Source organism: Xenorhabdus poinarii G6, assembly GCF_000968175.1.
GTDB lineage: Bacteria > Pseudomonadota > Gammaproteobacteria > Enterobacterales > Enterobacteriaceae > Xenorhabdus > Xenorhabdus poinarii.
The window spans coordinates 2488410-2514148 of the sequence record NZ_FO704551.1 but is presented as its reverse complement, the minus strand read 5'-3'; the positions used below and the strand labels follow the sequence as shown (position 1 = coordinate 2514148).

Genomic DNA, 25739 nt, shown 5'->3' with positions numbered 1-25739 from the left:
AATGACCAGAATAAGCGCTTTGTTGTTGATATTAAGTTGGTTGGCAACGGCTTCTGCACAAGGCAATACAGTATCCCTTTCATTACCGCAGGTGAATCACAGTGCACTGGGTTATGGGGCGGATGTCAGCGGTGCCGTCTCCGATACGCTGTTTTATACCCTGGGGGGCGGCTCGGTGATTTCACAACCGGCGACCCGCAGCTCCCTGAGCAAACTGGGAGGACTGGAACTCGGCTGGAGTTCGGATTTGATGTGCGGAAATTTTGACCTGAAAACCACGGTCAGTAATCAGCTCAACGGCATCACGGCAGGCATGAAAAACCTGATGAGCGAAGTCATTCAGGGCGCCACCGGGGCGGTCGCCAGTCTCCCCGCCATGATAATCCAGCGGGCCAATCCGGGGCTGTATGACATGCTGACCAACGGCGTTTTGCAGGCCAATGTGGCGTTCGATAAAGCCCAGTTCAACTGTCAGAACATGGCCAGAAAGATGATGGATTTTGCGCAAAATACCAAATGGACGCAGTCTGCGGCAATGCAGGAATACAAGACCCTGGTCAACCGCGGGGATGGGGATGCGGTGAGAATCAATAATGCCGGCAACAAAGCCACCGGTACCGGCGGGCATCCGTGGATTGGCGGCAAAAAGCAGGGCGGCAGGGGGCAGAATGCCATCCGGCCCACGCGGGATTTAGCCAGTGCAGGATTTAATATGATGAACAACCAACCTGTGCTGAGCCAGTCTGCTGTTCACCCGCAACACTGTGATGGCAGTTCCTGCCGAAAATTCAGTAATGCCCGTGAAGCCGCCGAAGCGGTGGTCAGTGTGCTGGGCGACCGGGCTATCCGCACCTGTGCCAATGCTGCGGAATGCACCAGCGGTGGCGAATCTCAGCAACCGGGGGCTACGGTGGCTGGGACGGGTTTTGCGCCGATGCTGGAAGCACATACCCAGGCCAATATTGCGCAACTGATAAAACTGGTCAATGGCACGGAAAAACCGACGGCAGCTAACCTGGCGAAACTGAAAACCGGCGGTCTGGCCGTGACCAAAGGCGTGATACAGGCGTTGCAGAGGGACCCGGACAGGGCTGCACTGACGGGGCGTTTAGCGAGTGAACTGGCCATGGCGGAAACCACCGAAACGGCGTTGCTGATGCGGCGGATGCTTATCACCGGCATGTCCGAACCGAATGCCGCGGCCCAGCCGGAAGCCCTGGCTGAAGGGGAACGGCGGATTGCGGCGCTGGACCGGGAAATCACCGCGCTGAAAAATGAAATGCAACTGAAACGGGAACTGGCCCGCAATGCCATTCTGACCATTATTGAGCGGGAAAATGATCGCATTCAGGCTCATCCACAAAAACAGGTGCCGGACAGCAGTGATGCGCGTTTTTACCAACTGGAAATGCCCAACAATAACAGTCGGTCAGGCCGATGATGGCAGAAACAACAAAAGCACAGGGGATTCGGTTAGTGAAAAAAGGTATCAGGACAGCCCTGATGATCACCGTGGTCACCATTATCACTCTGGTGATAGGCGGATTAGGACTTCATCATGCCGAAAAACTCACTGGCCTTTATCATTGGATTGCGAAAACAAAACCTTTCTGGCTGGTCTGGCGGTTGAGCCTGTATCTGGTGCTGGTCTGGGGAGGCTGGAAAATCTGGTTGATCACCAAAGACAAGCAGGAATACCGTGCGGTGTTGCTGCGGATGATGGTGGTCAGCCTGCTGTTTATCCTGCTGGGTGAATATGCCCTGTCAGCCAGTCAAGGAAGTGTGTCATGACCACAAACAGCTATCTGGAATATTTTCTGACCTTACTCGGCTGGGTCGTCAACAACGGATTATGGCAAATTTTGATTGCCACGGGGCTGTTTACACTGCCTTTAGTGATAAAGGTCATCGCTGTCTGGCTGAAAGTGAGAGAGTGTGGCGAAGAGGACGGCCATGGCGGGTTACAGTCGCTGTCCCGGATTGAAAACACCCTGTACAGCGCCTTTTTTGTCATGGTGGTGTGTTGTGTGCCGCTGGTGAATGTCAGCCTCAGCACCTTCCAGTATGATCAATCCAGAGCGAAAAGCTGCGGCACCTGGACACCGAAAGCGCCCGGCGACAGCAGTAATGCGCCAGTGATATCCAGCCTGAATCATCAGACAGCCGCCGTACCACTCTGGTGGGCGGTGGTACACCGCTTGTCCAAAGGGCTGACGCAAGCTGCGGTTGCCACCATTCCCTGCCGGCCTGATTTGCGGCAACTGCGTTTTGACGTGCAGCATACCCGTATTGCCAACGCCGCACTGGCGGCGGAATTGCAGGATTTTACTAATGACTGTTATGCTTTAGCGTTGTATCAGTGGCAACAACGGGATCAGGGGCAAACCACCGATCCGGCCGTGCTGAATGATATTGACTGGCTGGGCAGCCGCACGTTTTTAGCCGGCGACTACCACACACTGCAATCAAGAACGCCCAGAACCCATTTTCTATGGCATGAGAGCCGGGATAGCGGCCGACCCAATACCGGACAGGGGGGCTATCCGACCTGCAAAGCGTGGTGGTCAACATCCAAAACCGGACTGGAGGCCAGAGTACTGGCGCAGGCCGATCCGGGATTATGGCTGCGTTTGTCAGCGGCGTTGAAAATGATAGGAAAAGACGGTCGTGAATATAAAGAAGCAGTGATCCGCCGTCTGGTCAGTCCGGTCAATCTGACGGTGTCGCAGGAAGGCTATGTGTATGCGGGCTATGGGGGGAACGCGGACTTTACGGTCTGGGACCGATCAAATCGGGTAGGTTCTTCTGCGGGGACTCTGCTGGGTGGATTCCTCAGCATGCCGGCGTTTGATGCTGTGCGTCAGGCTTTGCCGATGGTACAGGCGGTGATCCTGATGGCGTTGTATATTCTGATACCGTTGATCCTGTTATTTGCCGCCTATGAATTTAAGACGGTACTCACACTGACGTTCGCCATATTTGCGCTCAACTTTCTGACCTTCTGGTGGGAAACCGCTCGTTGGCTGGACAGTTTTCTGCTGGAAGCGCTGTACGGTTCAGAAACCCACAGCCTGTTTAATCTGGTGGGATTGCAGAACACCTCCGATGACTTAATTATGGGGCTGGTAATGGGCACGCTGTTTATTGTCCTGCCGATGGTCTGGTTGGGCGCATTAGCGTGGGCCGGCGTTCGGATGGGAGATATGGCCGGTATGATGAGCCAGGGCGCGGGGCAGGTCAGGCAGTCTGCCGGCATGTTAGGGCAGCTGGTGATGCAGAAAATGTTGTCCGGCGGTAAGCGCTAAAGCGTTCAATGGGGTGACTGAGTTAGGAATACTCTGAATGTTCGTCATTGTGATGAGTATCTCCTCTATTGGCTTGATAATTAAGCCACTTCATCAACTCAATGGTTTTTTTGTGCTTCAGTCAGATGAATTTTCATATCCGTTAGCATTATGGAATTTTAAGTATAAATCAAGCATCTTTAGTGACGATAGGTATAGATATGAATGCTACTTGTTCTTCTTACTTCAATATTTGCATAATATTATTATGTTAATAATTATTTATATTCAAACATAATTAATGTGAAATAAAAAACAGGGAAAAATAGAATATAAATAATTTCTAAATGTCTGCCAGCAAGGCGTTGACACTAATATTGGGTTGTTCTAGTTTTCTAACTTGAAATGTCAATGAAGTATTGTTGTTGATATTTTAATTAGATCTAAATCACATGAATAGGAAAATATTATGCAAAATTTTAATAAAGAAAAAAATATCGAATCAATTGATTCTAAAAAACAAACAAATAAATTTTCAATTAATGTTAAGAAAAAATCAAATCAAGAAGAACGTCGTGCTTTAGGCGCTCTAGTCAAGTGATTTTTAAAGTGAATATATAAAGGCTGCTATGCAGCCTTTATACCTTGGCATAGAAGTTGAGGAGATAACTTATGAGTTATCCATATCTAAAGTATTTTCCTGCAATTCATGAACAACCAAAAGAAATAAAAATAGTCACTAATGATTTGGATATTACTATTGAATCAGAAAAGCCACGGGAACTTAAAAAGTTACTGTTAGATATGGATGGAAGTAATACGCTTTTCACCTTGGCTGAAAAATATCATTACGATGAAAAAGAGCTTCGCGATTTATTGTTTCATCTAATTGATGCAAATATAGTAAAGATGGAAGATATACCTTCAGGTAACACCATCGACCCTCAGAGTTTTGCAAAAATGTGCCGAGAAATTTTTCCTAAATGGAAAAGAGATGTGTTTACTCTTGATTTTTGGCACGATCTAACTACTGGAAAATTATCTATATCAGCTTTCGCTGGATGGCTGTTAGAAAATTGCTATTTTATCGAGGGAGCGACTAAACGCCTTTCATTAGTGACTGCGGCTGCTAATGAAAATAAACAAATTCGGGCTCTTTTTTCTCAGCATTTCATTGAAGAATATAACCACCATATGTTTTTTATGAAGGCACTCAAACAATTAGGTTTTACCAAAAAACAAGTTTTGAATCACCAGCCGCTACCGAGCACAATCGCCATTATTAATCATATGCGTGAATGTGGTCGTAGAGATGCTATCTCTTATGCCACATGTTCGGCATTTCTTGAATCTACAGGCGGAGATCGTAAAGAGAGTATGGTGTTTTATAACTCGCTTATCCAATATTACGATAAAGAAAATAAAGGGATAGTCCAGCCTTTAATTGAGCATGCTTATTTGGATGAAGAGTACGGGCATAATGATTGGCTGGAAAAAGTCTGTGCTTGTATCTCAACATTGGAAAAAGAGCGAGCTAATGATGCTATCAAGTCAGCAGGGATGTTGGTCGAAACGTTAAAATTGTGGACACATGATATTCAAACCCACTATAGCAACGTCCCCTTCAATGAGGTCATCAACCCTTCTCGTTACCGTTAAGTCAGGAGTTATTATGACAACTCAAGTGGATGGAATATTTACTCCAGATTCATTACCTAAATGCCTTCCTCAAGCCATTTTAATGGTAAAAGGACACGAAGCCATTCTTAGCGTGCCAGGTAATGATTATATCTTTTCTGATAAAAGTATGGAAATTCTTCAAGGAATTTTCAACTTTCTCAATGGTACGAATACAGTTGATTTAATTTCACAGAAAACAGGATTTTCATCAGAAGATATTATCAGCCTGCTGGATTATCTGTGTGGTGAGTCTGTGCTAATTGATATAAATAATAAGAATAAAGGATCTCTTACTGGTTATCAGTTAGTTGAGTTAGTGAAACAAGAGATGGTTTTTTGGCGGCAGCATATTAATAACCAAATGTTTTGGGAAAAGGTGCACAATGGTACTTGCACTGAAAGGCAAATTTTAGGTTGGGGTGTTGAATTTTATCACTATGTGGATGCTGCCAATGAATATATGGCTGCCGGAGTTGCATATTGCCGTGAATCGATTGATGTTCGTCAGAAAATCGCAGCTCATTACGCTGAGGAATCTGATCATGGGAAAGTTTTCTTACAGGGGCTAATGAAGGATGGTTTATCAGCGACACAGGTAAAAAAAGCCCTTCCGCTACCAAGTACTCGGGCGCTGATCAATTATCTTAATGAAGTGGCAATGGAAAGTACTCTGGTATACACCGCCGTATTTTCATTAATGCAATCTGACGGCAGTAGTTTCAACAAAACTGGTTTGAACGAATATTATTCTCAGCTGATTGAGTTATATCCTTTTGCCCAGGGTATGTTTGGTTCTTTTCTTAAACATGCTTTGATTGATGCCCGATTAGGCCATCAGGCTTCTATTTTCGAAAACCTTTATGCAAATGATGAGATTATTTCTCATCGCGAGGTAAAGCGCCTATTTGTCACTATTCGCCAACTTGTTAATTATTTCATCCTCTATTACGAATACCTGTTCGAATACTATGGAAAAGAGGATTCTCAATTACCAAGGCGTGCACCGCAAGTCATTGACTTTTTATTGTCTGAGAACAAGGAGTAGCATTAATCATGCAAAATTGGGAACTACGTGCAAAACGCGCCATTGCTGGTGGAACAACTCATGATAGTTGGGCTTCCGCCCACCCCATAGTATTTAAACGTGCTGATGGTGCTTATAAATGGGATACCAGCGGTCGGCAATATACCGATTTTTGGATGGGACATGGTGCGTTAATTCTGGGTCATAATCATCCTGCCGTGATTCAAGCAATTGCTACTCAGTTAAATAGTGGCACACATCTTTCCGGTAATCATACTTTGTTGGTGGAATGGGCTGAAAAAATAATTCAAATGATACCCAGTGCTGAACTAGTCAGGTTCTGTGCATCTGGTACCGAAGCTACGTTACTGGCATTGCGCTTGGCTCGAGCTTATACAGGTAAACCTTCTATCATGCGAATTGATGGGCATTTCCATGGTTGGCATGATGAAGCACTTTCAGGTGTTATAGGTGGATGGCCAACTGGCTCGCACCCAGATTCTGCCAATTATCTTCAATTAGTACCACCGTTCGATCTGGAAGCCGTGGAAGTCTCTTTAATGAAAGGAAAAACGGCGGCAGTTATCTTGGAACCGGGGGGAGGCAGTAGTGGTACGCTTCCATATGATAGGCAGTATTTACAGGAGTTACGAAATATTACTAGTAGTTACAATACGTTACTCATTTTTGATGAGGTGATGAGTGGATTTCGCTATGCACCGGGTGGTGTGCAACAGTTATCTTCCATCATGCCGGATATTACTACATTGTCTAAAGTGCTCTGTGGTGGATTACCCGGTGGTGCGATAGTCGGTTCCCAGATAATTATGTCCTGTTTTGACGCTGGGCATAATACTAAGGTACTTCATTCTGGTACATTCAACGGTAATCCATTATCTGCCAGTGCTGGCTTGACCACTTTGGCACTTGTGGCTGATGGAACTATTCAAGAGACACTAAATAAAAACACAATGATGTTTGTGAATGCAGTCAATGAAAAAGCTAGGCAGCTTGGCATTGATGTACAACTGTTTCATCAATCATCGATCTTTCACATATTGATTGGGGCGCAAAAAGAAGGGGTAGATATTTCGCCTTCTGAAGATGCGTTTTGGATAACGCAAAAAAATGCAACTATCTATAACGAATTAAAAGCACTCCTTACCCAGTATGGCATCGATATGCACAAATCTCATGGTTGGCTCAGTACTTGCCACACGCATGACATTCTTGAGTGTGCGGTGGATAAATTCCATATGGCGTTTGTTCAGTTATTAAAACAAAACAGAACAATGAGCTTGGCAGATTGAGAGAGAGGGATCATGATAGACATTGTCAACTTTATCAATGGGCAGCATGTTAAAGCAACAAGTGGGGATAGATTATTTTCCATCAACCCGTCGACGGAAGAACGCATTGCCCAAGTGAATGTTTCGTCGTCTACTGATATTGATGCCGCAGTGTATGCTGCCAGAATGGCATATGAGCAGGGTTCATGGTCACGACTCTCGGTAGAGGAGAGGGCATCTTATCTGCATATGATTGCAGATGTGTTAGAAGATAACGTGTCTCTATTTGCTCAGTATGAATGTGAAGATACGGGTTTTTTGTCAAAAATGTGTTTACATGGGCATCTTCCTCGTGCAGTAGAACACTTTCGCTTTTTTGCTGAAGAGGGTAAACGTTTCTTTGGCAGCGCCATTCCAATAGGGGATTCCTACATTAATTTTACCCATAATGTTCCTGTAGGCGTTGTTGCGATCATGACACCATGGAACGGCCCATTATCTGTTTCTTCAATTAACTTAGCGGCTGCACTGATCGCGGGTAACACTGTGGTTTTAAAACCTTCAGAATTAGCACCAGTCACGGTTTCTTTACTTGGTCAAATATTTGAAGAAATTGGTCTACCTGAAGGTGTAGTCAATATTGTACATGGAGCTGGTCGGCCGACTGGAGAAGCCCTTATTCAACATACTGATATTGATTTATTATGCTTTGTTGGAGGCACTCAAGTTGGAAAAGATGTCTTAAGATACTCGGCGAGCACATTACGACGTTCGTTGCTGGAATTAGGAGGAAAATCTCCTACGGTGGTATTAGCCGATGCAGATATTGATGCGGCGTTAGACGGTGCGTTAGTATCTGCTTTCAGCAGCAATGGACAGGTGTGCACTGCGGGTTCTCGCATCATCGTCGACAAAACAATCGCCGAAACTTTTAGCCGTCAGTTTATTGAGCGAGTCCAGAATATTTGTGTATAGCAGAATCAACATAACCTGACATATTTAATATGCTCCGTAAACAACTCATCAACTGAACCTCTTTTTTGCCTCCTTATCGCTTTTGCTCCGCCCCATTTGTGTTCTATAGGGTTTAAATCCGGACTATAAGCGGGAAGCCATTCCAGTTGACATCTGCTGTCTGCTATCGCTTGTGTCGTGTCATTCCGTTTATGGAAAGGCGCATTATCCATCACTATCACTGCTCCGTGTGGAAGCGTTGGCAGCAAATCTTGCGTCATCCACGCATAAAAAACATCGGCATTAATATTCTCGGTAAATAAGCTTAAGGTGACGAAAGTATTTTCGAGAATGGCGCCAATGACGTTGATACGACCTTTTGCCTGCCAGTCATGCGTACCAAAACAGCGTAACCCTTTTTCCGAATATCCATGTTTACGTGGCATCGATTGAGCAAAACCACTTTCATCCAAATAAACAAGGGGTCTGCCAGTCTGTTCATAATCGCTGATGCGCTCGATAAATGCCTGACGAGCTTGAGGATCAGCGCGAGGGTGTTGGCGCGTTTTTTTCTGGGTGATCCGCAGCCGTTTCAAAGCGTAATGAATAGCCGATTGTGAGACACCTAAACGTTTTGCTCTTTCCCATTGATAGTCATCAGGAAAATTTTGGACATCCGCAATAAGTCCCTCATCAGGGATTTTCGTGGCGGGTTTATCGCGGGTCATGCAAGGTTCTATTTTATTACACCACCGGAACAAGGTACGCATGGAGATTTCAAAATGGGCACTCGTTTGTTCGAAAGTCAACGAATGCTTGTCTTTGTATGCCAGTACTCGCTTTCGAAAATCTAAGCTGTAGCTCATCTCATTTTATGCTTTGTCATCTTAGCTTTAGATATTATGTCATATTAATATGATTTAGCTATAGGTGATCCATTTGATGAAACCAGCGAAATTGGGCCAATGATTAGTGTCAGCCACCGAGAAAACATCCTAAAGGCCATAACTCAGGCACAGCAAGAAGGTGCTAGTTTGTGTACCGGGGGGATTGTACCTATAGATTGTTCTAGGGGATTTTACATTGAACCTGCTGTTTTAACCGGGGTGCATCCTCAAAGTTCATTCGCTACACAAGAGATCTTTGGGCCTGTCGTAGCCATTTTTATCGCAGAAAACGAAAAACATGCTCTCTCTTTAGCTAATGATTCCAAATTTGGCCTTGCGGGAACGGTGTGGAGTGCGAGCGATTCAAAAGCACTGTCTTTTGCGCGGAAAATGCAGGTGGGCAATATAGGTATAAATACACCGTATATCAGGGATATTCGTTGTCCGTTTGGTGGCTTTAAGCAGAGTGGTATTGGTACTGTGGGCGGGTATTGGAGCTTAGAACAATATACCCAAACACAAACTTTGTGTCTGCCTCTTAATCGTTATGCACTGCCCAGATATGGTGCTCTGAAATGACATACGATAACCAGACTTTAGTGGTTATATAAAACAGAGACCACCGTGTAGTGGAGAAACATTTTGGAAAAGGCTATATGGAAACATAAACAGTTTCGGATGCTATTTTCAGGGGCGCTTTTTTGTCATTTAGGGGGAAAAGTTTATGAGCTGGCATTACCGTTATTAATCTACGATATCACCCGCTCATCGGAAATCATGGGCTGGATGCGTGCTGCAGAATTTCTACCTTATATTCTTCTGGCAGCGGTGATTGGAGCTTTGATTGATCGCGTGGATCGTAGGGTCTGGTCTCAATGGATGATTGTAGGACAGGTTGTGTGTTTGCTGACTGGCTGGTTAGCCATCGAGTTTAGTTCAGACCCATTGTGGGTGCTATTCCCTTGTGCTTTCTTTATGATGGCTTTTAACTTTGGTTACCTTAATGCCAGAATGGGAATGCTGAAACATGTATTACCTGAAAATTTACAAAGTGCAGCCATCTCCAGCATGAGTTCACTGAATAGCCTATTCCAGGCACTTGGTCCTTTGCTGTCTGGTGTGATTATTTTTTTCTCATCCGCCCATATTATTTTTCTATGGATAGCCTTATTTCTGTTTATTGCCTGGTGTTATTTGTTCAAAATGCCGTATGAAAAAGAGGTATTCAACCCCCCCGAAAATATAAGAACGTCTATCGTTAAAGGCTGGAAGATATTACAAACTAATATTCCGCTATATCATATGGCGCTGGCTATCATGGTGTTAAATACTTGCTCAATCGTATTTTCGTTGCAAGCTATCTATTATGCCAAAACAGTTCTGATCATGAATGCTGTTAACATTGGTTATATGCTATCTGCAGGCGGAATAGGAGGGATACTCGGTTCTCTATTGACAGTTCACCTACGAAGCCGGTTTGGTTTAGGGTTCGTGTTGGTTGTCACTATGACCCTTGAGGTATTTGGTTACCTGTTGATTCTATTTTTTAACCACCCTGCCATGTTGATGTTTGCTTTTTTCTGGGCGAATTTTTTCGAAATAATCACCGCTCTTCTCGTTTACACATACCGTCAAGAAAGTGTAAAAAAAGAGAATATAGGAAGAATAATGGGTATTACTGGCACAATATTTAAATTAACCCGAATTCTGGATAAAAAATTGGCGAAGTGCCTGTTCCAAGAGCAAAGTTTTGGTGCACACCAAAAACCGCTCTAAGAAGGAACAGGCAATGAACAAACTAGTTGAAATTTTCTGCGATGTCGATGACTTTTGTCGTTTTTTCATTCCTCAATGGGAACAGTTTTGTCTTAATAAGGGGCATCGTCTACGCCGCAGGCAAGGTCACATGTATCCCAGTGAAATGATGACCATCCTGATCCGCTTTCACATGTCGCATTACCGTGATTTTAAACATTTTTATCTGGAGCATATTTGGAAATATCATCATCACGATTTTCCAACTTTGCTCAGTTATACCCGTTTTGTCAGTGTTTCCCCTTCCGTTTTAGTGCCGCTGTGCAGTTATCTGACTCAGTTAAAAGGAAAGCCCACGGGGATCGCTTTTATTGATTCCACGAGTTTACGCGTGTGCCATAACATTCGTATTCCCCGCCATAAGGTGTTTGAGGGGGTGGCACAGCGAGGAAAAACCTCGATAGGGTGGTTTTACGGTTTCAAATTACACTTGATTGTTAACCATCAGGGCGAAATTCTGGCACTCAAAATCACCGCCGGTAATGTGGATGATCGGGAACCGGTTCGCGAATTAGCAAAAGCATTAACGGGTTCTCTTTATGGTGACAAAGGCTATCTTAGTCAAGAACTGGCAGGTGCTTTAGCGCAAGCGGGTGTAACGTTCATGACAAAAAAGCGCCGTCACATGAAAGCGCAAGTGCTGGCTGAATGGGATAATATAATGTTATCAAAGCGTTTTATTATTGAAACAATTAATGGGCAATTAAAAACCATTTCTCAAATAGAGCATTCCCGGCACCGAAGTATAAAAGGATTTCTATTGACCGTTTTAGGTGGTGTCATTGCTTACTGCCTAAAATTGAAGAAACCGTCACTGAAAGTTTTCTACTCAGAAGAAGATTTTCCAATGACGGCTTAAACGGAATTCGGGTTAAATTAGGTTTACCTTTCGGCTTGGCTATTTCAGGATATGTGGTTTCGGGCGGTGGGATAGAACTGCTGTTTATAGTTTGTGCACTCATTCAGATTAGCGTAGGGCTGGCGTGTTTGCTGAGTCCAGTAATGAGAGTGAAATAGCTTACTGTGCCACAGGCCTACTGGCGATACCTTAATCGCCAGTGCCAATATGACGCTTTTTCATGTAATTAGCCAATTTTACGTTATCGCTTTTTGTACTGTTTTTCAACGCCGTATAAACACCACGTTGGTCGTCTTGACTTCTATGTTGGCCGAGCTTTTCTTTAGCTTGAATTTCGTCAATCCAAATTTTGAACCCGACTATCGCTTGCATTTTCTGATTGAGGTAAGAGTCTGGCATAAGTTCTTTGTTCTCTATCAGGCTAGGTTCAAAGGCATTAACCAGGGTTTCCATGACTAATTTTGTCTCTTCGTGTCCCAGAATTTCTACTACCCCATAGCAATGTACGGCTGAATAATTCCAAGTTGGAACAGCATGGTGTGCTTTATACCAAGTTGGAGAAATATAAGCATGCGGCCCAGTAAAAATCACTAATACTCGCTGGCCTTCAAATTCTTTCCAGTGCTGATTAGCTTTAGCGACGTGCCCATATAATACGCCCATCTTTCCTTCCGCAGGGGTGAAAACAAAAGGAAGATGGGTGCCTATTAGTGTAGGGGAGATCAATATTCCAAAGCTGTTGTTGATAATAAATGTCGACACGCTGTTTTGGTCAGTCATTTCCATTTTTTTGGGTATATACATCGTCGTTGCTCCAATTAAGTTGTTGATGCTGAGTTAAGATAAATCAGTTGAACATTGCGTTTAGGGCTAGAGTTAACCCAATATTTTTGATGTTTCATTATACCCAATGGATGAAATTACCCTGTCTGTATTTTACTCAATTTGGTTGACGGATGTAGGGGGAGGTAATCACAAGTTTGCCAAGATTATGAGCTGAGTTGAAGTTATTTTTATCACGAAAATAATGTCTTTTTCCTTCACAACCTCATTGTCAAACAAAAAGTTGACCCCGTTTAACCCAACCGATACAGTATCTAACTGTAACTACGTATGATCCATTGCCTGCAAGGATCACCTCTTCTGAGTGGCGAAATAAAACTCCCGTAGCCTGCAAGGGAGAGCATCGCAATGCGGTACATCTGCGCACTTTTGGAAGCAGATATCGTCAGACAAATAACTCACCGTCCGGCGATGAAAGTTATCCGGTATTATGAACAACCGGCTTACCACACAATACGGGCAGAACCTTCTCTGCTTCGATCCGAATGAGGTATGACATTAACCCACGTTTTAAGTCACGCACGATAAACGTTCTAGATCCTGTACAGCGATGGCACATCAGGATCAGATGACGTCAATATTTTCAGCGTCTACAGCAGCGCGGCGTCACTTGTGTAAACGCAGCGCGATTACCAAGTGACGCCGCCAGGCGGCCAACGTCCAGAGCACGTCCGGACTGGCTTTACGACCGATTTTAACCCCAAATTACTCAGTGAAACCGCGAAAAATAGGCCATTGACTGACATTCCGTTTGATTAACGAACGAGAGTCAGGTCTGGTTTTCAACCCACTGCCTGCAACAGGCTGATACTGTAAAAAAGGAGAAATGACACTACGTCAAGATAATGAGGCGTTCATCCTGACACTTATCAGGCACTGAACGGGGAGCATGTCATCGCCGTGCTGAGCACGCCGCGAGCTCCTGCAATAACTCAACACTCCCTCGCCCTGCTACACATTATCTGACGCACCACGGAACGGTGAACCTGAACCGACACGCAGGGAACAGTTAAAAATAAATAAAAACAGCGGGAAAGTGACAGGAGAGGCGCGGATGGCGCAGAAATCGACACGTTCAAAGGTTGAGCTGTTCAGAAAAGCATTTATTACTCATGCCCGACAGGCGGGCGGGAGTTTTGTCACGGTCGCGGATCGTGAGCGAATTGCCCGGCAGTTTCTGGATTATTTGAAAAGTAAGGGCATTAAGCTCCGGCAGATGGACAGCCTTAAAGCGAAATATGTTGAGCGCTATATTGCTGGGCGTAAGGCCAACCATATCAATTATCGAACACTGCAAAATGAAATGTCTGCATTGAGAGCCATTTTAGCGCAGGCCGGAAAACACAAGCTGGCGGCACTGGATAATCCTCGCCTGAGCAATCAGGCACTGGGTATTGTAAATACGAGCCGCAAAGGCATGAAGGCTGCGCTGATACCGACAGCATTCAATGAAATTTTTCAGCAGGTTGAGCAAAAAGACCGGGGCGTGGCCGCGGTGATGCAACTGGCGTATATGCTGGGGCTGCGCACCAAAGAAGCTGTGGAAGCCTATAAATCCTTAGCGACCTGGAAAAAAGCGCTGGAAAACGGCCATACCGCCGTGCGGGTAGTGTTTGGCACCAAAGGCGGGCGGCCGAGGCAGACGGTCATCCTCGACCGCGCCGCGTTGTACCACGCCATTGATTATGCGGAACGGGCAAAGGCAGGACGCAGTGGCAGATTGATTGATAAGCCCACGATCCATCAGGCGATAGATCGTTACCGTTACGTGGTCAGATGTGCCGGACTGGAGGGTAAGCAAGCGCCGCACAGTATGCGTTACCATTTTGCGCAGCAATCCGGCGCGCATTACAAAGCACAGGGTTTTAGTGAACGGGAAGTGCTGGCGCTGGTGTCGATGGACTTGGGGCACGGGGATGGGCGCGGGCGTTATATCCGGCAGGTCTACTATCAGAATAATGAAACGGAATAACGTTATTTTTCCCTGCCGGAAAAAGAATTACCCATTGACCTTATTATTTCCGTTTATTAGCGTGATAAGGCTTATTGATGATCCGGTCGCTTGTGAGGATCACCTTCGGGCAGCGACAACAACACTCCCGTAGCCTGCAAGGGAGTACACGCCTGTGTGGTACATCTGCGCCCCTTTGGAAGCAGATATCGTCAGTCTTGATGGCGATGAAGGTTTCTTAATCATTGATGGCCCTGCGGCCATTCACCCGGACGGGGAACCTTTCCCGTCGGGCAGGTGTTCTCCGTCTTTTTTTAAGGAGTTCACCACGATGCCAAACGATGAGTTTATTCTGCTTGATACGCTTTCGCTGTCAGCCGTCTTTCCCGACAGAACACCGCTGGAGCGGTTGTTTCTTGGCTTTCTACTGGCCAATACGGCCTCGATGTTTTGTCAGGTTTATCGCCCCGAACACTGGGAGAGCCGCCGGGTGTCAGAAGGCTTAAGTTTTCTGGTGCCGACCCAACGGGAAACGTATCCCGTGTGGCTGCCTGACCAGCAACTGCATGTCACGCTCTCGGCGGAAGCATTCGGGCTGGCGGTGACGATGGCGGTGTTTGTCCGTATTGCCGCCGTGGATACCCCGAATGAGGATGCCCACCGCTTCGGACAATTGCGGAAACATGCGTCGCAACACGCGGAGGCCGCACTGATAAAAACGGCGCTGGATACCCATGTTTCTGACGAGGGGGTCAGTGCGTTTTTTATCGGCCGTCAAAATAATAAACATCATTAATTCGTCAGCCTGTTATGCTGACCTTTTCTCTGTAAGCGCCTGACCGGGGAACGGAAAACATCTTCCCGTCAGTTGGGCGGGTGTTTTTTTATTGACGTTAAATCAAGACGAAACTCTGCGTACCTTTGACCGCCGATATCGTTGGCACTGGTGATGCAGGTTGCTTCATCCATGCTGGCCAATGTGTCAGTCACCCAGACGGGGAACACCTTTCCCGTCGGGCGGGGTGTTCTCCGTTGCTTTATCCGGAGTCCATCATGCAACAAAACGAAACCATGACAACGGCGCCATCCACACCGGCGCCTGAATTGTTCCCTTTCTCAGACCTCTTTCCGCGTACCAGTCCGCTGGAATTAATGCTGCTGGAACACTCAGTGATTAAAGCCGCTGCCACGCTCTGTGAGGATTACCGGCGTGATCAATGGTGGTGCCGGAAAATCTCAGACAAAATCGCCTATGCGGTACCCACCCGTGCTGATACGTATACTGTCAAAGTCGATATTACGCACTTTGAAGGTGAAGTGTCAGCAGATACGTTCGGGCTGATAGTCACCCTGAGCGTATTGGGTTACCTGACCGCGCTGATGAAACGGGATGAGGAGGCAGCGCGGTTTTGTGACCTGCGGGAATACGCGTTGCAACACCCACAGACTCAGTCTATCCGTGCGGCGTTGGGATTAAAGGGGGCATGACGGTTTTTTTACTTCATTATAACGAACAGCACATACCGATTATCACTGATTACTCAGTCCATTAATGCTGTCGTTTTTCTGTTTTTCTTAAGCGCCTGACCGGGGAAGCGAAAACACCTGCCCGGCATCGGATGGGTGTTTTCTTTATCTGATATTCACTTAATCACTCAAGGAAATCACCATGAACCCGATATTTTTACCGGTACCGGATGATACCGGCGTGGCATCACATCACCCTGTTTTTACGGTTCAGGTCACGGGCCTGATGGAGGGTCCGGAACCGGGGACGTATCAACGGGAAAGGACACTGACCGTTTGCGCGGCACCCACAATCACGGAAGCGGTGCAAAAATTGGAAACGTTATCTCTGGCGGGTAACTGGCCGGTACCGGATGGCGGGTTATCCGGTTTTATTCCCCAAACCGTCATGCTTTATGACCGTCATGGCCGGAAAGTGCTCGGCGGGCGGTTTGATGCCGGTATTGTCTGGGCACAGCCGGTCACACTGGCGTCGGAACGCCTGTCACTGGAAAGGCAGCGGCAGCGGTTATGCCATGCTGCGGTTGCCGAACAGGGGTGGGAGAACTATCCGGACGCCCGCATGTTGTGGCAGAAAGCGCATTTATTGTCGCTGCATCTGGTGTCATCCCGTTACCGGCAATGCGGTGAGGTGAACGATATTCTCCGGCAGGGCGTTTCCGTGAAAGCATCATTTTTTTAAGGAAGGTGTGCTCATGGAAGCCTTGCAATTAACGGTCTGGCAGGTGATTGCCGCCTGTTTACTGAAACGCCATTTTGGTCTCAGCCTGAATGATACCGTCTTGTGTGAAACCGATACCGCCGAGTCTCTGCGGATAAACGGTATCCGTCCTTTTGAGGCGATTAACGGACTGGTCGACAAATATGATTTAACCCGTCTGGACAGCAATAGGGTGCCGTGCCGTCCCCCTTATCTGCGCATTCAGGATGAATGGCACGTGTTTTTCCATCACGGCAGTCTTGAGGAGCTGTTGCGGGATATCGGTTAACGCTCGCTTTTTTCATTACCCATCGGGGGAACCGTGCCCCTGATGGCGCGGCTCCTCGGTTTTATCTGAACAGTGTTAAACATGAGGAACATTACCATGGCAGAATGGTGTACAAACCAACTGGAAATCACCGGCAAATCCGTGTGCATTGATGTGATGCAGCAGTGGGTCTGTGGTGAGGAACTCCCCGGTTACCGTCAGGCAGTGTTACAAAGCCTGCGTCTGTTTCTGGCGGAGTGTGCGGGGATATTTAAGCCGACAAAACCGCAAACCTATACGCCCTACCCGGAGTTAATCCGCGGAACGGCGGCACCGACGGCGCATAATCTGGCTTTTGAACAGTGGCTGAAGCTGTTGCAGGACAATGTGCCGCTCAGCAGTAACAATATCAAACTGATCGACAGCCTGTACCGCCAGTCCGCCATCAGCCTGATGCGCTGGGACAGTGTGCCTGAGCCAGCGCGGGTTATCATTGCCCGCATCCTGACCCGGCAATATGCCGACTGGTTCGGGATGGCCGGCTGGTCAGAGGCGATCAATCTCGGCGATTGCTGGGACAGATTGAGCGCGTCTCCGGGATCGACCCAGCCCTGCGATATGCTGATGATCCTACCGACCCGGCTGGCCACCGAGATTAACGGCAACAGCGGATTGCTGAAAGGGATTGCCACCCCGGCACAGTTCTATACTCAACAATACGGCTTTGAATGGCCGTTTGGTCATCGCGTTCACTGGGCACGCCGCAATGTCAGCAATTTAACCGTGCGTTTTGATTCTCCCTGGGCACCGCCTTCGGCCGAGTTGATGGGGAAACTGTCCGCGATGTTTGACTGTGAAATCCGCCACTGGTACAGCGAAGCATCAGGAAGCCTCAAAGGCTACGATTGCTATGACCAGGGAGAGCACGTGGACAGCGGCCATGGGCAGTCAGGACGGGAAAACCGGCCGACACTCTATCTGGTCACCGGTGAGCAGGCGGAAACGGCACTGGCTCTGCCGGCTATCGCGGTCGGGCAATAGCCCTTCGTTTAACGCAGTATCCATTTATTTTTACCTCAACCGAAAGGGGAACTATTCCCTTTTCGGGACGTGTTTTCCTTTTTTCGCTTTTTGTTCAGCAAGGAAAACACGCAATGGCATCCCGAACCGATCATCAGAAAGAATTTATTTCGTTGTTTAAGCAAACGGCCCGTTATCATCCCCGTTATCAGGTCTTCCGGGATTTTTGCAATTGTGCTATGGCAGCGATCCACAATAAACACTGTTTCAGTGAGGAGCTGGAGCAGTATTATCTGAAAACCATTAACAAGTACGAACGGGTCGATGTTGACCGGATCGTACAATTGTTTTCGCATGTGGTGCTCGGACTGGCGCAGGAACCCGGTGATTTTCTGGGTAATGTGTTTATGCAGCTGGAACTGGGTGATAAGGATCTTCAGCAGTTCTTTACCCCCTGGAGTGTGGCCAGAATGATGGCACAGATGCAGTTGCAGGATGTCGCCGGGCTGTTGCAGACACAACCGTTTGTCACCTTGTGCGAGCCGTGCTGTGGTGCGGGCTGTATAACTTTGGCCGCCGCTGAAGTGCTGCGGGAGCTGGGGCACGATCCGTTGTGCAGTCTGTGGGTTTATGCGATTGATATTGACCCGCTGGCGGCCGTGATGGCGTATATTCAATTATCCCTGACCGGTATTCCGGCCGCCGTCACCATCGGCAATGCCCTGCATGATGGTGGTGACAAGCGAACCCGTTATACGCCCGCGCATTATCTGGGCAACTGGTCTCAGCGTTTGCGGGAAGCGGAGCTTATCGCCGCCTGAACGCATTTTTTCAACGAAAATATTATGACTATTGCGCCTTTCGGGGCGCTTTTTTTTATTTTTTAAGTTGAGTTAATACAAATGGTTATGGTGAAAATTAAGCTGATTTTGTCAGTCAGGGGCTGAACTGGGTCAGTTTAATTTTCATTTCCGAAAAAAGAGTTGTTCCTTGTTTCCGGCCGGGATTCACCGACACTGAGCCAAATCTGAACCGAAAGAGGAAAACCATGTTTCAGCGTTTTAAATCCCGTTTTACCCGTCAGTCTGTGACACAGCCAACATTATCCGGACAACAACCACAAGCCCTTCACGACAGCCGGGGCTATTTCCGGCCACAGTCAGCGGAAGTGCTGCTGGCAACCACAGGACGTGGTCAGTATCTCCGGCAACTGTGGGAAAACAGTGCGCTGCCCGCCGGGTTGTATCAGCAATTTTATCTGGAACCGCTCCGGCAATTATGCGCCCGTGTGCAGCATGTTCCCGCGACACAAGAGGGCATCTGGTCTTATCGCGGTGGATTTATCGATCTGACCCTGCAATTTACTGCCTGTGCCGTGCGGCTGGCAAAAGGGCATATGTTGCCACCGGGGGTGGCGCCGGAAACACAGGCCGCACAAAGTCTGCTGTGGCAGGCGGTGGTGTTCTGGGCGGCGCTGTTTTACCACCTGCCTCTGCTGCGGCAACTGGAAGGGGAACTGGAAGACGGGCATCACTGGCCGCCGGGATTGTGGATACCTGAACGTCGTTTCCGCTTCCGGTTTCAGGCACCGCGGCCTGAGCTGCCTGTCCTTTATAAGACGCTGCTGGCTGCCCGTTTGTTACCGGAGGAAGCGGTGACCTGGCTGTCTTTAGTGCCCGGTGCGTGGCAGTGCCTGATGTTGCATCTTGGCGGACATCCGTCTTCTGTCCCGTTGACGGACTCACTGCTTCAGTCTGCCGCTGAGCAGGTGCAGTCACCGCTGCTGAATCCCGTTGAATCTGCTAAACCGGCTACCGATACCAGGCTGTCATCATCAGAACCCGATCCGGTTATTCCGCCAGTCACACCGGGAACAGCCCCTGCGCCTGACACCGCCGAGGATACCCGGACATTACTGTCATTGTTTCAGGCGGAGGAATGAAATTCTGATGAAAAATAATACAAATGGTAACGATAACGATTTGAAATTATCCAAATGCACCGCATCAGTGCCGGAATGCCTTGTTTCCGCAATGTATAAAAGGTCACTATATGAAAAATAAAATAATTTAACGTGTTAATTAATTTGCAGTTTATTAATGGGACGTTTCTGTACCGGAACACAATATTACACACCAAGGAAACAATAATATGTTAAATAATGAGGAAACAATGGGCTGGGATGCGTTGCTGGACGAGTATTTCTTCTCACGGATGTTACGGCCGGCAACCGAATGGAGTTATCGCAAGGTGGTGCGGGTCTTTATCCGGTATCTGGGGGAAACGGGGTTGCCGGAGAGTGTGACTCACCGGGATGTCCTGCGCTGGCGGCGTCATCTGCTGATGGAAAAAAATCAGTCCGGCTATACGTGGAACAATAAGGTGGCGCACCTGCGGGCCATTTTTAATTTCGGGATGGAAAGAAAACTGTTGTCACACCCCAAAAATCCGTTTAATGACGCGGCAGTCAAAAAAGAGAAGAAACAAAAGAAAACCCTGAGTAAGGCTCAGATAACCGGGATTTACCTGCGGATGCAGCAGTATGAAGAGGAAGAACGTTTACAGACCGCCCCGCGGGGAGGACGATGTGCCCTATACCCGACGGGGTACTGGCTGACCGTACTGGATACCTTCCGGCTGACGGGCATGCGCCTGAACCAGCTGCTGCACCTGCGGTTACGAGATATTAATCTGGACAACAGTTACATTGAGTTGCGTGTGGAAGGCAGTAAAAACCACAGTGAGTGGCGGGTGCCGATGATCCCGCAGCTGAAACCCCGGCTGGAGCAGTTGGTTGAACAGGCAAAAGCCTGTGGCGCGAAAGAGAATGATCCACTGTTTGATTTAACCCGTCTGCGTTTTCGTTATCACGGACGCCATGTCAGTTATCAGTATCATCATGACAGAGAAAAGCAGCATCTTCGTTCTTTCTTTAATCGCCTGTCTAAAGAGAGTGGTTTTGCTGTTTCTCCCCACCGTTTTCGTCATACGTTGGCGACAGAACTGATGAAAGCGCCTGATCGTAATTTGCAGCTGGTCAGGTGTTTGCTGGGACACCGTAGTCTGGCGACCACGATGGAATATATTGATATCGATATGGAAATCGCGGGTAAAACCCTGGCGAATGAACTAGCGTTTTATCTGGATCTTGCTGTGTAACTCGTTAACGTGATGTAAAAAAACAGGGCAGGATATCAGCGGGATTGCCCTGACTGTGTCACTGGATTATGGGATGGTTTGGAGGTGGAGACACAAAACGAAGAAACCGGGAAGTGTGCTCAAAGAGCAATTCTGACCATCACCTGACTTGACATCAGAATCAATTACTGAAATCATTACTTTAAACGTAAAAAGGTGAGCACAAACTGTGTTCACCTGACTTCGTATAGAGTGGCTGTTCTTAGTTTATTAACTTACGCAAAGTAATAGATTATATTCATTAACATTTGCTTAACAGCACTTATTTCTGACTCATCTGTTAAGTTATTGATATCACTTCAACAAACGAGTTTTAAAATTGGTGCCCGGAGGCGGAATCGAACCACCGACACGGGGATTTTCAATCCCCTGCTCTACCGACTGAGCTATCCGGGCTAACGGGGCGCATTAAACCGTATTCAGCCCAATCCGTCAAACATTTTCTGCATAATTTTATTTATATGCTCTGAAAATACACAATAAGCTATAAATACAAACAAAATGGAGAGGTTATCACCTCTCCATGTATGACTATTTCGTTATAAACTCATTTATTATCAGCTATCTGCGATAGTTTTTCTGAGCACTGTTTACTTTTATCAAATAGCGACGTGATTCAGCAGAAGGGTGCTTGTTGATGAGTGTTGCGTAAACGTCACCTGGTGCCATTGAATTGATGATCTGAGCGGCTTTTTTTCTGTCATTGGCAAATACACGCAATACACTACCGGCTCCACCATTGTAGGCTGTAATGACAGCATAGCGCCGTGAGGTGGCATTTTTAATTTCACCTAAATAGATGTTTTGTAACATCGATAGATAAGCGGTGCCAGCATCAATGTTGTTATCAGGATCAAAGAGATAGCTGCGACTAGGCTGGCCGGATTTTCCCTGCATCTTGAAAACATCTCGCCCGGCGGTATGCTGCATAACCTGCATCAGCCCCAGGGCATCGGAGCGACTGACGGCATATGGGTTAAAACTGGATTCAGTTTGCATGATGGCAAGGATCAGGGATTCGTCAACGCCGTATTTGATGGACGCGTTGCGAACAAGGGGGAGGTATTTATGGGCGCGTTTATCCAAGTGGTTAGGGACCAACTGTATGGTGACAGACCAAATGATGTGTAGCCCTGATCGGCGTTTTTGTAATTTATTCTGAATCAGATAGTTAGCAAAATGGTTTGCACGCCATTCCCAACGAATAGGTTCACCACTATTATCCAAAACCTGACCATATAGGAAGGGTTCTTTGCTAAGCGGGATATAGTTGGCGTCGGAATAAAGATCGATCGTGCCTGGATCATCGCCCATCAGTAAAGTAGTCACAATCGCTTTGCGTAAATGTTCAGTCGGTTCAGTGGGAGAGAGGGTTTCAATGGTGATGCTGCCTTTCTCGAAATTGATATGGCTACGGGTTTTATATTGATCGGTATATTTTACGTAATCTTTTGAGCCAGCAATTAAAATCTCCTGTAAGCCCCAAATATTCTCAATATCGTGAGCAAATTGCCCTACTAAAATATCGAAACCGTTGGTGTCTTTTATGTATTCTTCGTTGTATTCAACGTCTTTTTTGCTAGAACAGGAAATTAAAAGTGGAGCGAGGAGGATCAGAGCCAGCAGTCTTTTCATTTTATAATGCCGTTGGATATTAATGCTGTTGGATATTGACGTTTTATCAGGGTCAATAATAAGAGCCACCTAAAATGGCTCTTATTAGGTTAATCGCGATCGTAATATTATTGTTCCGGTGGTGTATAGCCGTCAATTTGGATGTCATGTCCTTCAAACAGGAATTTGACCATCTCTTGTTCAAGCAGCTTGCGATTTTCTGGATCCATGGTATTTAATTTTTTTTCATTGATCAGCATGGTTTGTTTACTCATCCATTGTTGCCATGCCTCTTTAGAAATTTCATTGAAAATACGTTTGCCCAATTCTCCTGGATAGAGCTGAAAATCTTGGCCTTCGGCTTCTCGTTGCAAAAAAGTACAAAAAATAGTTCTGCTCATAATTAATCCTCAAAATAGTGGGCAAATTAACCCAATTGTTGCAAAAGGTATTCAACGGGCGTTGCCAATCCAATTGTTGCTGGTTGGCGTAAGTTATACCAAAGTCCCTTGTTTTCATCCATGCAGGAATCAAAAGATAAAATATCGATTTTAATGGGGATGATATCTAAATGAAAATGGCTGAATGTATGACGAAATGCCGTCAGTTGCTCAAATTTACCGTGAGAGATGCCGGAATTTTCCAGCCATTGCTCCAGTGATGCCTGATCTGCAAACTGCGGGAAGGCAAACAATCCTCCCCAAATGCCAGAAAGAGGCCGCTGCTCTAGCCAAACCCGATCTCCCCGTTGCATTAATAAAAAGTAGGCTGTTTTTTCCGGGATGCTTTGTTTCGGTTTTTTCCCCGGATAATTTGCCCAATTATGATTGGCGTAAGCGATACAGCCTGTATTAAGTGGGCAAATCTCACATTTGGGTTTGCTGCGGGTACACACGATGGCACCGAGATCCATCATCGCCTGATTAAAATATTCGACACCGTGTTCGGGCGTGACGCGTGTGCTGATATCCCATAACTGGTTCTCAACCTCTTTTTTTCCCGGCCAGCCATCAACGGCATAACAGCGAGCCAAAACACGCTTCACGTTACCATCAAGGATGGGAAAGTGTTTGCCTTGAGACAAGGAGAGAATGGCGCCGGCAGTTGAACGCCCGACACCCGGCAGGGCAACAACATCATCAAATGTGGTCGGAAATTGACCATTTGATAACGTTGCAATCTGTTGTGCTGCTTTATGCAAATTCCGGGCGCGTGCGTAATACCCTAAGCCTGTCCATAAATGGAGAACTTCATCTAATGGCGCCGCCGCCAAAGAAGCAACATCAGGAAAACGTGAAATAAATTTTTGGAAATAGGGGATCACGGTCGCAACTTGCGTTTGTTGTAACATCACTTCTGAAAGCCAGACGTGATAGGGCGTTTTTTCTAACTGCCATGGCAGAGTCTTGCGACCATAATGATGATACCACTCAAGTACCACCTGTGAAAATTGCTCAGCATCCATCATTAGAATAATTGTCTTTATATCGGGTGATTGTTTCGTGAACGGGATTGCAACATAGTGTAACCTCAGTGTAAACCCGAACTTTGTTTCGAAGCGTTACGCAAGTTTGCATTAAAGTTGTGCTTATGGGCACTGAACTTGATAAACTCAGCCATCTTTGCATAATTGCGCTCTCTTTGGGCAATTCTGCGGTATATAAAGTCCCAGACGCCTGAGCAAAAAGCCTTTAAAACTGACAAAAAGTACCATGATAAATAACGTAATTTCACCGGAATATGATGAAAATGGCAGAGCGTTGCGCCGTGTCCGTAGTTTTGTGCGTCGGCAGGGGCGGTTAACGAGTCGTCAACAGCAAGCACTTGATAATATGTGGCCTGAGATGGGGGTAGACTATCAAGAAAAATTGGTCAATATGGCCGAGCTTTTTGGCCGTGAAGCACCTGTTGTGCTGGAAATTGGTTTTGGGATGGGGACGTCATTAGTCACAATGGCAAGCCAGAACCCAGCAACAAATTTTTTGGGGGTTGAAGTACATACGCCGGGAGTTGGGGCATGTCTGGCATCCGCGGAAGACGAAAAACTCAGTAACCTGCGTGTCATGTGCCATGATGCTATCGAGGTGTTGAATCATATGATCCCCGATCAAAGTCTGACGATGGTTCAGTTGTTCTTTCCCGACCCTTGGCATAAAGTGCGTCACAACAAGCGCAGAATTGTCCAGCCTGAATTTGCTCAATTAATTAAAAGCAAGCTCAAAACCGGTGGTATCTTTCATATGGCGACCGACTGGCAACCGTATGCAGAGCATATGTTAGAAGTAATGAGTTCAGCAGAAGGGTATAGAAACTTATCGGAAAACGGTGATTATGTGCCACGTCCTGATTCGCGCCCCATCACGAAGTTTGAGATGCGCGGTCAGCGGTTAGGTCATGGTGTGTGGGATCTCATGTTTGAGAGGATAAAATAATGGCTAAAAACCGTAGTCGTCGTCTGCGTAAAAAATTGCGTATTGATGAATTTCAGGAGTTGGGATTTTCAGTAAAGTGGCATTTTCCCGCTGATACGCCTGTTGACGTTGTTGATAGCACAGTGGATACGTTGATTGCAGAACTGATCGAGCCAAATGGCCTTGCTTTGGATGCCAGCGGTTATTTGCACTGGGAAGGCATTATCTGTCTGCAAAAAATTGGCAAATGTACTGAAGAACATCGCCAGTTGGTTGAGCAGTGGTTGAAAGATCATGGTATGAAAGACGTGATAACATCAGAACTATTTGATGTGTGGTGGGATTGATTCGCTATTGCATAAAAAAATCAATATGGTGTTACACAAAAGCCAAAATAGTGCTATATGCAGGGGCT

The 25739-nt window shown here is 46.6% G+C and carries 28 protein-coding genes and 1 tRNA gene; 23 read left to right on the top strand and 6 right to left on the bottom strand.

The features are described from left to right. Position 1 precedes the first annotated feature (1 nt). The 8 genes from XPG1_RS11620 (at position 2) to XPG1_RS11585 (ending at position 8252) form a co-directional block, all read left to right on the top strand. On the top strand, positions 2 to 1441 hold the full coding sequence (locus tag XPG1_RS11620; protein ID WP_045959216.1) for an integrating conjugative element protein: 1440 nt from the start codon (positions 2 to 4) through the stop codon (positions 1439 to 1441). Beyond that, positions 1438 to 1791 (top strand): hypothetical protein, encoded by a 354-nt coding sequence (locus tag XPG1_RS11615; RefSeq protein ID WP_052708302.1) that lies wholly within the window; start codon positions 1438 to 1440, stop codon positions 1789 to 1791. The genes XPG1_RS11620 and XPG1_RS11615 overlap by 4 nt, the downstream gene beginning before the upstream one ends. Next, positions 1788 to 3305, top strand: coding sequence for a conjugal transfer protein TraG N-terminal domain-containing protein (locus XPG1_RS11610; protein ID WP_045959215.1), 1518 nt, complete (start codon positions 1788 to 1790; stop codon positions 3303 to 3305). Before XPG1_RS11615 ends, XPG1_RS11610 begins: the two co-directional genes overlap by 4 nt. 448 nt (positions 3306 to 3753) lie before the next feature. Next, complete coding sequence (locus XPG1_RS19080; RefSeq protein WP_269450571.1) at positions 3754 to 3885, top strand: hypothetical protein; 132 nt, start codon at positions 3754 to 3756, stop codon at positions 3883 to 3885. Positions 3886 to 3956: 71 nt separating this feature from the next. Next, a complete protein-coding gene (locus XPG1_RS11600) occupies positions 3957 to 4943 on the top strand; it encodes a thiaminase II/PqqC family protein (RefSeq protein ID WP_045959213.1) in 987 nt (328 codons plus the stop codon). Positions 4944 to 4956: 13 nt separating this feature from the next. Then, entirely contained in the window at positions 4957 to 6009 is a 1053-nt protein-coding gene (locus XPG1_RS11595) for a thiaminase II/PqqC family protein (protein WP_045959212.1), read from the top strand. Positions 6010 to 6017: 8 nt separating this feature from the next. Continuing rightward, a complete protein-coding gene (locus XPG1_RS11590; protein ID WP_045959211.1) occupies positions 6018 to 7298 on the top strand; it encodes an aspartate aminotransferase family protein in 1281 nt (426 codons plus the stop codon). A gap of 12 nt (positions 7299 to 7310) precedes the next feature. Beyond that, positions 7311 to 8252 (top strand): aldehyde dehydrogenase family protein, encoded by a 942-nt coding sequence (locus XPG1_RS11585; protein WP_045960702.1) that lies wholly within the window; start codon positions 7311 to 7313, stop codon positions 8250 to 8252. A 5-nt stretch (positions 8253 to 8257) separates the two neighbouring features. Here XPG1_RS11585 and XPG1_RS18710 read toward each other — a convergent pair whose 3' ends face one another. Next, complete coding sequence (locus tag XPG1_RS18710; protein ID WP_071825328.1) at positions 8258 to 9097, bottom strand: IS630 family transposase; 840 nt, start codon at positions 9095 to 9097, stop codon at positions 8258 to 8260. A gap of 60 nt (positions 9098 to 9157) precedes the next feature. Here XPG1_RS18710 and XPG1_RS11575 point away from each other — a divergent pair, with 60 nt between their 5' ends. The 3 genes from XPG1_RS11575 (at position 9158) to XPG1_RS11565 (ending at position 11792) form a co-directional block, all read left to right on the top strand. Further along, on the top strand, positions 9158 to 9697 hold the full coding sequence (locus tag XPG1_RS11575; protein ID WP_269450594.1) for an aldehyde dehydrogenase family protein: 540 nt from the start codon (positions 9158 to 9160) through the stop codon (positions 9695 to 9697). Between the two features lie 63 nt (positions 9698 to 9760). Then, positions 9761 to 10894, top strand: coding sequence for an MFS transporter (locus tag XPG1_RS11570; RefSeq protein ID WP_052708300.1), 1134 nt, complete (start codon positions 9761 to 9763; stop codon positions 10892 to 10894). A gap of 13 nt (positions 10895 to 10907) precedes the next feature. Further along, positions 10908 to 11792 (top strand): IS982 family transposase, encoded by an 885-nt coding sequence (locus tag XPG1_RS11565; RefSeq protein WP_045959210.1) that lies wholly within the window; start codon positions 10908 to 10910, stop codon positions 11790 to 11792. Positions 11793 to 11981: 189 nt separating this feature from the next. Here the strand turns inward: XPG1_RS11565 and XPG1_RS11560 are convergent, their stop codons facing one another. Then, positions 11982 to 12596: an FMN-binding negative transcriptional regulator gene (locus XPG1_RS11560; protein ID WP_045959209.1), complete on the bottom strand. Its 615-nt coding sequence runs from the start codon at positions 12594 to 12596 to the stop codon at positions 11982 to 11984. Between the two features lie 387 nt (positions 12597 to 12983). Here XPG1_RS11560 and XPG1_RS18485 point away from each other — a divergent pair, with 387 nt between their 5' ends. From XPG1_RS18485 to XPG1_RS11515, 10 genes are all read left to right on the top strand, one after another. Continuing rightward, positions 12984 to 13124 (top strand): hypothetical protein, encoded by a 141-nt coding sequence (locus tag XPG1_RS18485; RefSeq protein WP_157879483.1) that lies wholly within the window; start codon positions 12984 to 12986, stop codon positions 13122 to 13124. 565 nt (positions 13125 to 13689) lie between these two features. Next, entirely contained in the window at positions 13690 to 14607 is a 918-nt protein-coding gene (locus XPG1_RS11555) for an integrase domain-containing protein (RefSeq protein WP_045959208.1), read from the top strand. A gap of 154 nt (positions 14608 to 14761) precedes the next feature. Next, on the top strand, positions 14762 to 15382 hold the full coding sequence (locus XPG1_RS11550; RefSeq protein ID WP_231853004.1) for an antirestriction protein: 621 nt from the start codon (positions 14762 to 14764) through the stop codon (positions 15380 to 15382). Positions 15383 to 15507: 125 nt separating this feature from the next. Next, positions 15508 to 16074, top strand: a complete 567-nt coding sequence (locus XPG1_RS11545; protein WP_231853003.1) for an antirestriction protein — start codon at positions 15508 to 15510, stop codon at positions 16072 to 16074. Between the two features lie 181 nt (positions 16075 to 16255). Continuing rightward, positions 16256 to 16795: a hypothetical protein gene (locus tag XPG1_RS11540; RefSeq protein WP_045959206.1), complete on the top strand. Its 540-nt coding sequence runs from the start codon at positions 16256 to 16258 to the stop codon at positions 16793 to 16795. Between the two features lie 13 nt (positions 16796 to 16808). Then, a complete protein-coding gene (locus tag XPG1_RS11535) occupies positions 16809 to 17102 on the top strand; it encodes a TA system toxin CbtA family protein (protein WP_045959205.1) in 294 nt (97 codons plus the stop codon). A 96-nt stretch (positions 17103 to 17198) separates the two neighbouring features. Then, positions 17199 to 18122, top strand: coding sequence for a DUF1281 domain-containing protein (locus XPG1_RS11530; protein WP_045959204.1), 924 nt, complete (start codon positions 17199 to 17201; stop codon positions 18120 to 18122). Positions 18123 to 18235: 113 nt separating this feature from the next. Next, positions 18236 to 18922, top strand: coding sequence for an N-6 DNA methylase (locus XPG1_RS11525; RefSeq protein WP_045959203.1), 687 nt, complete (start codon positions 18236 to 18238; stop codon positions 18920 to 18922). Between the two features lie 227 nt (positions 18923 to 19149). Then, a complete protein-coding gene (locus XPG1_RS11520) occupies positions 19150 to 20043 on the top strand; it encodes a TraI domain-containing protein (protein WP_045959202.1) in 894 nt (297 codons plus the stop codon). Between the two features lie 209 nt (positions 20044 to 20252). Then, the gene (locus tag XPG1_RS11515) at positions 20253 to 21260 is read left to right on the top strand and encodes a tyrosine-type recombinase/integrase (RefSeq protein WP_045959201.1); all 1008 of its coding nucleotides are present in this window, start codon (positions 20253 to 20255) and stop codon (positions 21258 to 21260) included. 359 nt (positions 21261 to 21619) lie between these two features. Here XPG1_RS11515 and XPG1_RS11510 read toward each other — a convergent pair. From XPG1_RS11510 to mutY, 4 genes are all read right to left on the bottom strand, one after another. Then, positions 21620 to 21695: transfer RNA gene (locus tag XPG1_RS11510), tRNA-Phe, on the bottom strand. A gap of 165 nt (positions 21696 to 21860) precedes the next feature. Next, positions 21861 to 22934: a membrane-bound lytic murein transglycosylase MltC gene (gene mltC, locus XPG1_RS11505; protein ID WP_045959200.1), complete on the bottom strand. Its 1074-nt coding sequence runs from the start codon at positions 22932 to 22934 to the stop codon at positions 21861 to 21863. A gap of 107 nt (positions 22935 to 23041) precedes the next feature. After that, on the bottom strand, positions 23042 to 23314 hold the full coding sequence (locus tag XPG1_RS11500) for an oxidative damage protection protein (RefSeq protein WP_045959199.1): 273 nt from the start codon (positions 23312 to 23314) through the stop codon (positions 23042 to 23044). Between the two features lie 26 nt (positions 23315 to 23340). After that, positions 23341 to 24378, bottom strand: a complete 1038-nt coding sequence (gene mutY, locus XPG1_RS11495; protein ID WP_173425900.1) for an A/G-specific adenine glycosylase — start codon at positions 24376 to 24378, stop codon at positions 23341 to 23343. 247 nt (positions 24379 to 24625) lie between these two features. Between mutY and trmB the strand changes: the two genes are divergently transcribed. Beyond that, entirely contained in the window at positions 24626 to 25345 is a 720-nt protein-coding gene (gene trmB, locus XPG1_RS11490; protein WP_045959197.1) for a tRNA (guanosine(46)-N7)-methyltransferase TrmB, read from the top strand. Beyond that, positions 25345 to 25671 carry a YggL family protein gene (locus tag XPG1_RS11485; RefSeq protein WP_045959196.1) on the top strand — a complete coding sequence of 109 codons (327 nt, stop codon included), beginning with the start codon at positions 25345 to 25347 and terminating at the stop codon, positions 25669 to 25671. Before trmB ends, XPG1_RS11485 begins: the two co-directional genes overlap by 1 nt. Positions 25672 to 25739 lie beyond the last annotated feature (68 nt).

What these genes read in the sequence shown, in the direction of transcription:
- XPG1_RS11620 (WP_045959216.1), top strand. Translation starts at nt 2, where the DNA reads ATGACCAGAATAAGCGCTTTGTTGTTGATATTAAGTTGGTTGGCAACG.
- XPG1_RS11615 (WP_052708302.1), top strand. Translation starts at nt 1,438, where the DNA reads ATGATGGCAGAAACAACAAAAGCACAGGGGATTCGGTTAGTGAAAAAA.
- XPG1_RS11610 (WP_045959215.1), top strand. Translation starts at nt 1,788, where the DNA reads ATGACCACAAACAGCTATCTGGAATATTTTCTGACCTTACTCGGCTGG.
- XPG1_RS19080 (WP_269450571.1), top strand. Translation starts at nt 3,754, where the DNA reads ATGCAAAATTTTAATAAAGAAAAAAATATCGAATCAATTGATTCTAAA.
- XPG1_RS11600 (WP_045959213.1), top strand. Translation starts at nt 3,957, where the DNA reads ATGAGTTATCCATATCTAAAGTATTTTCCTGCAATTCATGAACAACCA.
- XPG1_RS11595 (WP_045959212.1), top strand. Translation starts at nt 4,957, where the DNA reads ATGACAACTCAAGTGGATGGAATATTTACTCCAGATTCATTACCTAAA.
- XPG1_RS11590 (WP_045959211.1), top strand. Translation starts at nt 6,018, where the DNA reads ATGCAAAATTGGGAACTACGTGCAAAACGCGCCATTGCTGGTGGAACA.
- XPG1_RS11585 (WP_045960702.1), top strand. Translation starts at nt 7,311, where the DNA reads ATGATAGACATTGTCAACTTTATCAATGGGCAGCATGTTAAAGCAACA.
- XPG1_RS18710 (WP_071825328.1), bottom strand. Translation starts at nt 9,097, where the DNA reads ATGAGCTACAGCTTAGATTTTCGAAAGCGAGTACTGGCATACAAAGAC.
- XPG1_RS11565 (WP_045959210.1), top strand. Translation starts at nt 10,908, where the DNA reads ATGAACAAACTAGTTGAAATTTTCTGCGATGTCGATGACTTTTGTCGT.
- XPG1_RS11560 (WP_045959209.1), bottom strand. Translation starts at nt 12,596, where the DNA reads ATGTATATACCCAAAAAAATGGAAATGACTGACCAAAACAGCGTGTCG.
- XPG1_RS18485 (WP_157879483.1), top strand. Translation starts at nt 12,984, where the DNA reads ATGCGGTACATCTGCGCACTTTTGGAAGCAGATATCGTCAGACAAATA.
- XPG1_RS11555 (WP_045959208.1), top strand. Translation starts at nt 13,690, where the DNA reads ATGGCGCAGAAATCGACACGTTCAAAGGTTGAGCTGTTCAGAAAAGCA.
- XPG1_RS11540 (WP_045959206.1), top strand. Translation starts at nt 16,256, where the DNA reads ATGAACCCGATATTTTTACCGGTACCGGATGATACCGGCGTGGCATCA.
- XPG1_RS11535 (WP_045959205.1), top strand. Translation starts at nt 16,809, where the DNA reads ATGGAAGCCTTGCAATTAACGGTCTGGCAGGTGATTGCCGCCTGTTTA.
- XPG1_RS11530 (WP_045959204.1), top strand. Translation starts at nt 17,199, where the DNA reads ATGGCAGAATGGTGTACAAACCAACTGGAAATCACCGGCAAATCCGTG.
- XPG1_RS11525 (WP_045959203.1), top strand. Translation starts at nt 18,236, where the DNA reads ATGGCATCCCGAACCGATCATCAGAAAGAATTTATTTCGTTGTTTAAG.
- XPG1_RS11520 (WP_045959202.1), top strand. Translation starts at nt 19,150, where the DNA reads ATGTTTCAGCGTTTTAAATCCCGTTTTACCCGTCAGTCTGTGACACAG.
- XPG1_RS11515 (WP_045959201.1), top strand. Translation starts at nt 20,253, where the DNA reads ATGTTAAATAATGAGGAAACAATGGGCTGGGATGCGTTGCTGGACGAG.
- mltC (WP_045959200.1), bottom strand. Translation starts at nt 22,934, where the DNA reads ATGAAAAGACTGCTGGCTCTGATCCTCCTCGCTCCACTTTTAATTTCC.
- XPG1_RS11500 (WP_045959199.1), bottom strand. Translation starts at nt 23,314, where the DNA reads ATGAGCAGAACTATTTTTTGTACTTTTTTGCAACGAGAAGCCGAAGGC.
- mutY (WP_173425900.1), bottom strand. Translation starts at nt 24,378, where the DNA reads ATGGATGCTGAGCAATTTTCACAGGTGGTACTTGAGTGGTATCATCAT.
- trmB (WP_045959197.1), top strand. Translation starts at nt 24,626, where the DNA reads ATGATAAATAACGTAATTTCACCGGAATATGATGAAAATGGCAGAGCG.
- XPG1_RS11485 (WP_045959196.1), top strand. Translation starts at nt 25,345, where the DNA reads ATGGCTAAAAACCGTAGTCGTCGTCTGCGTAAAAAATTGCGTATTGAT.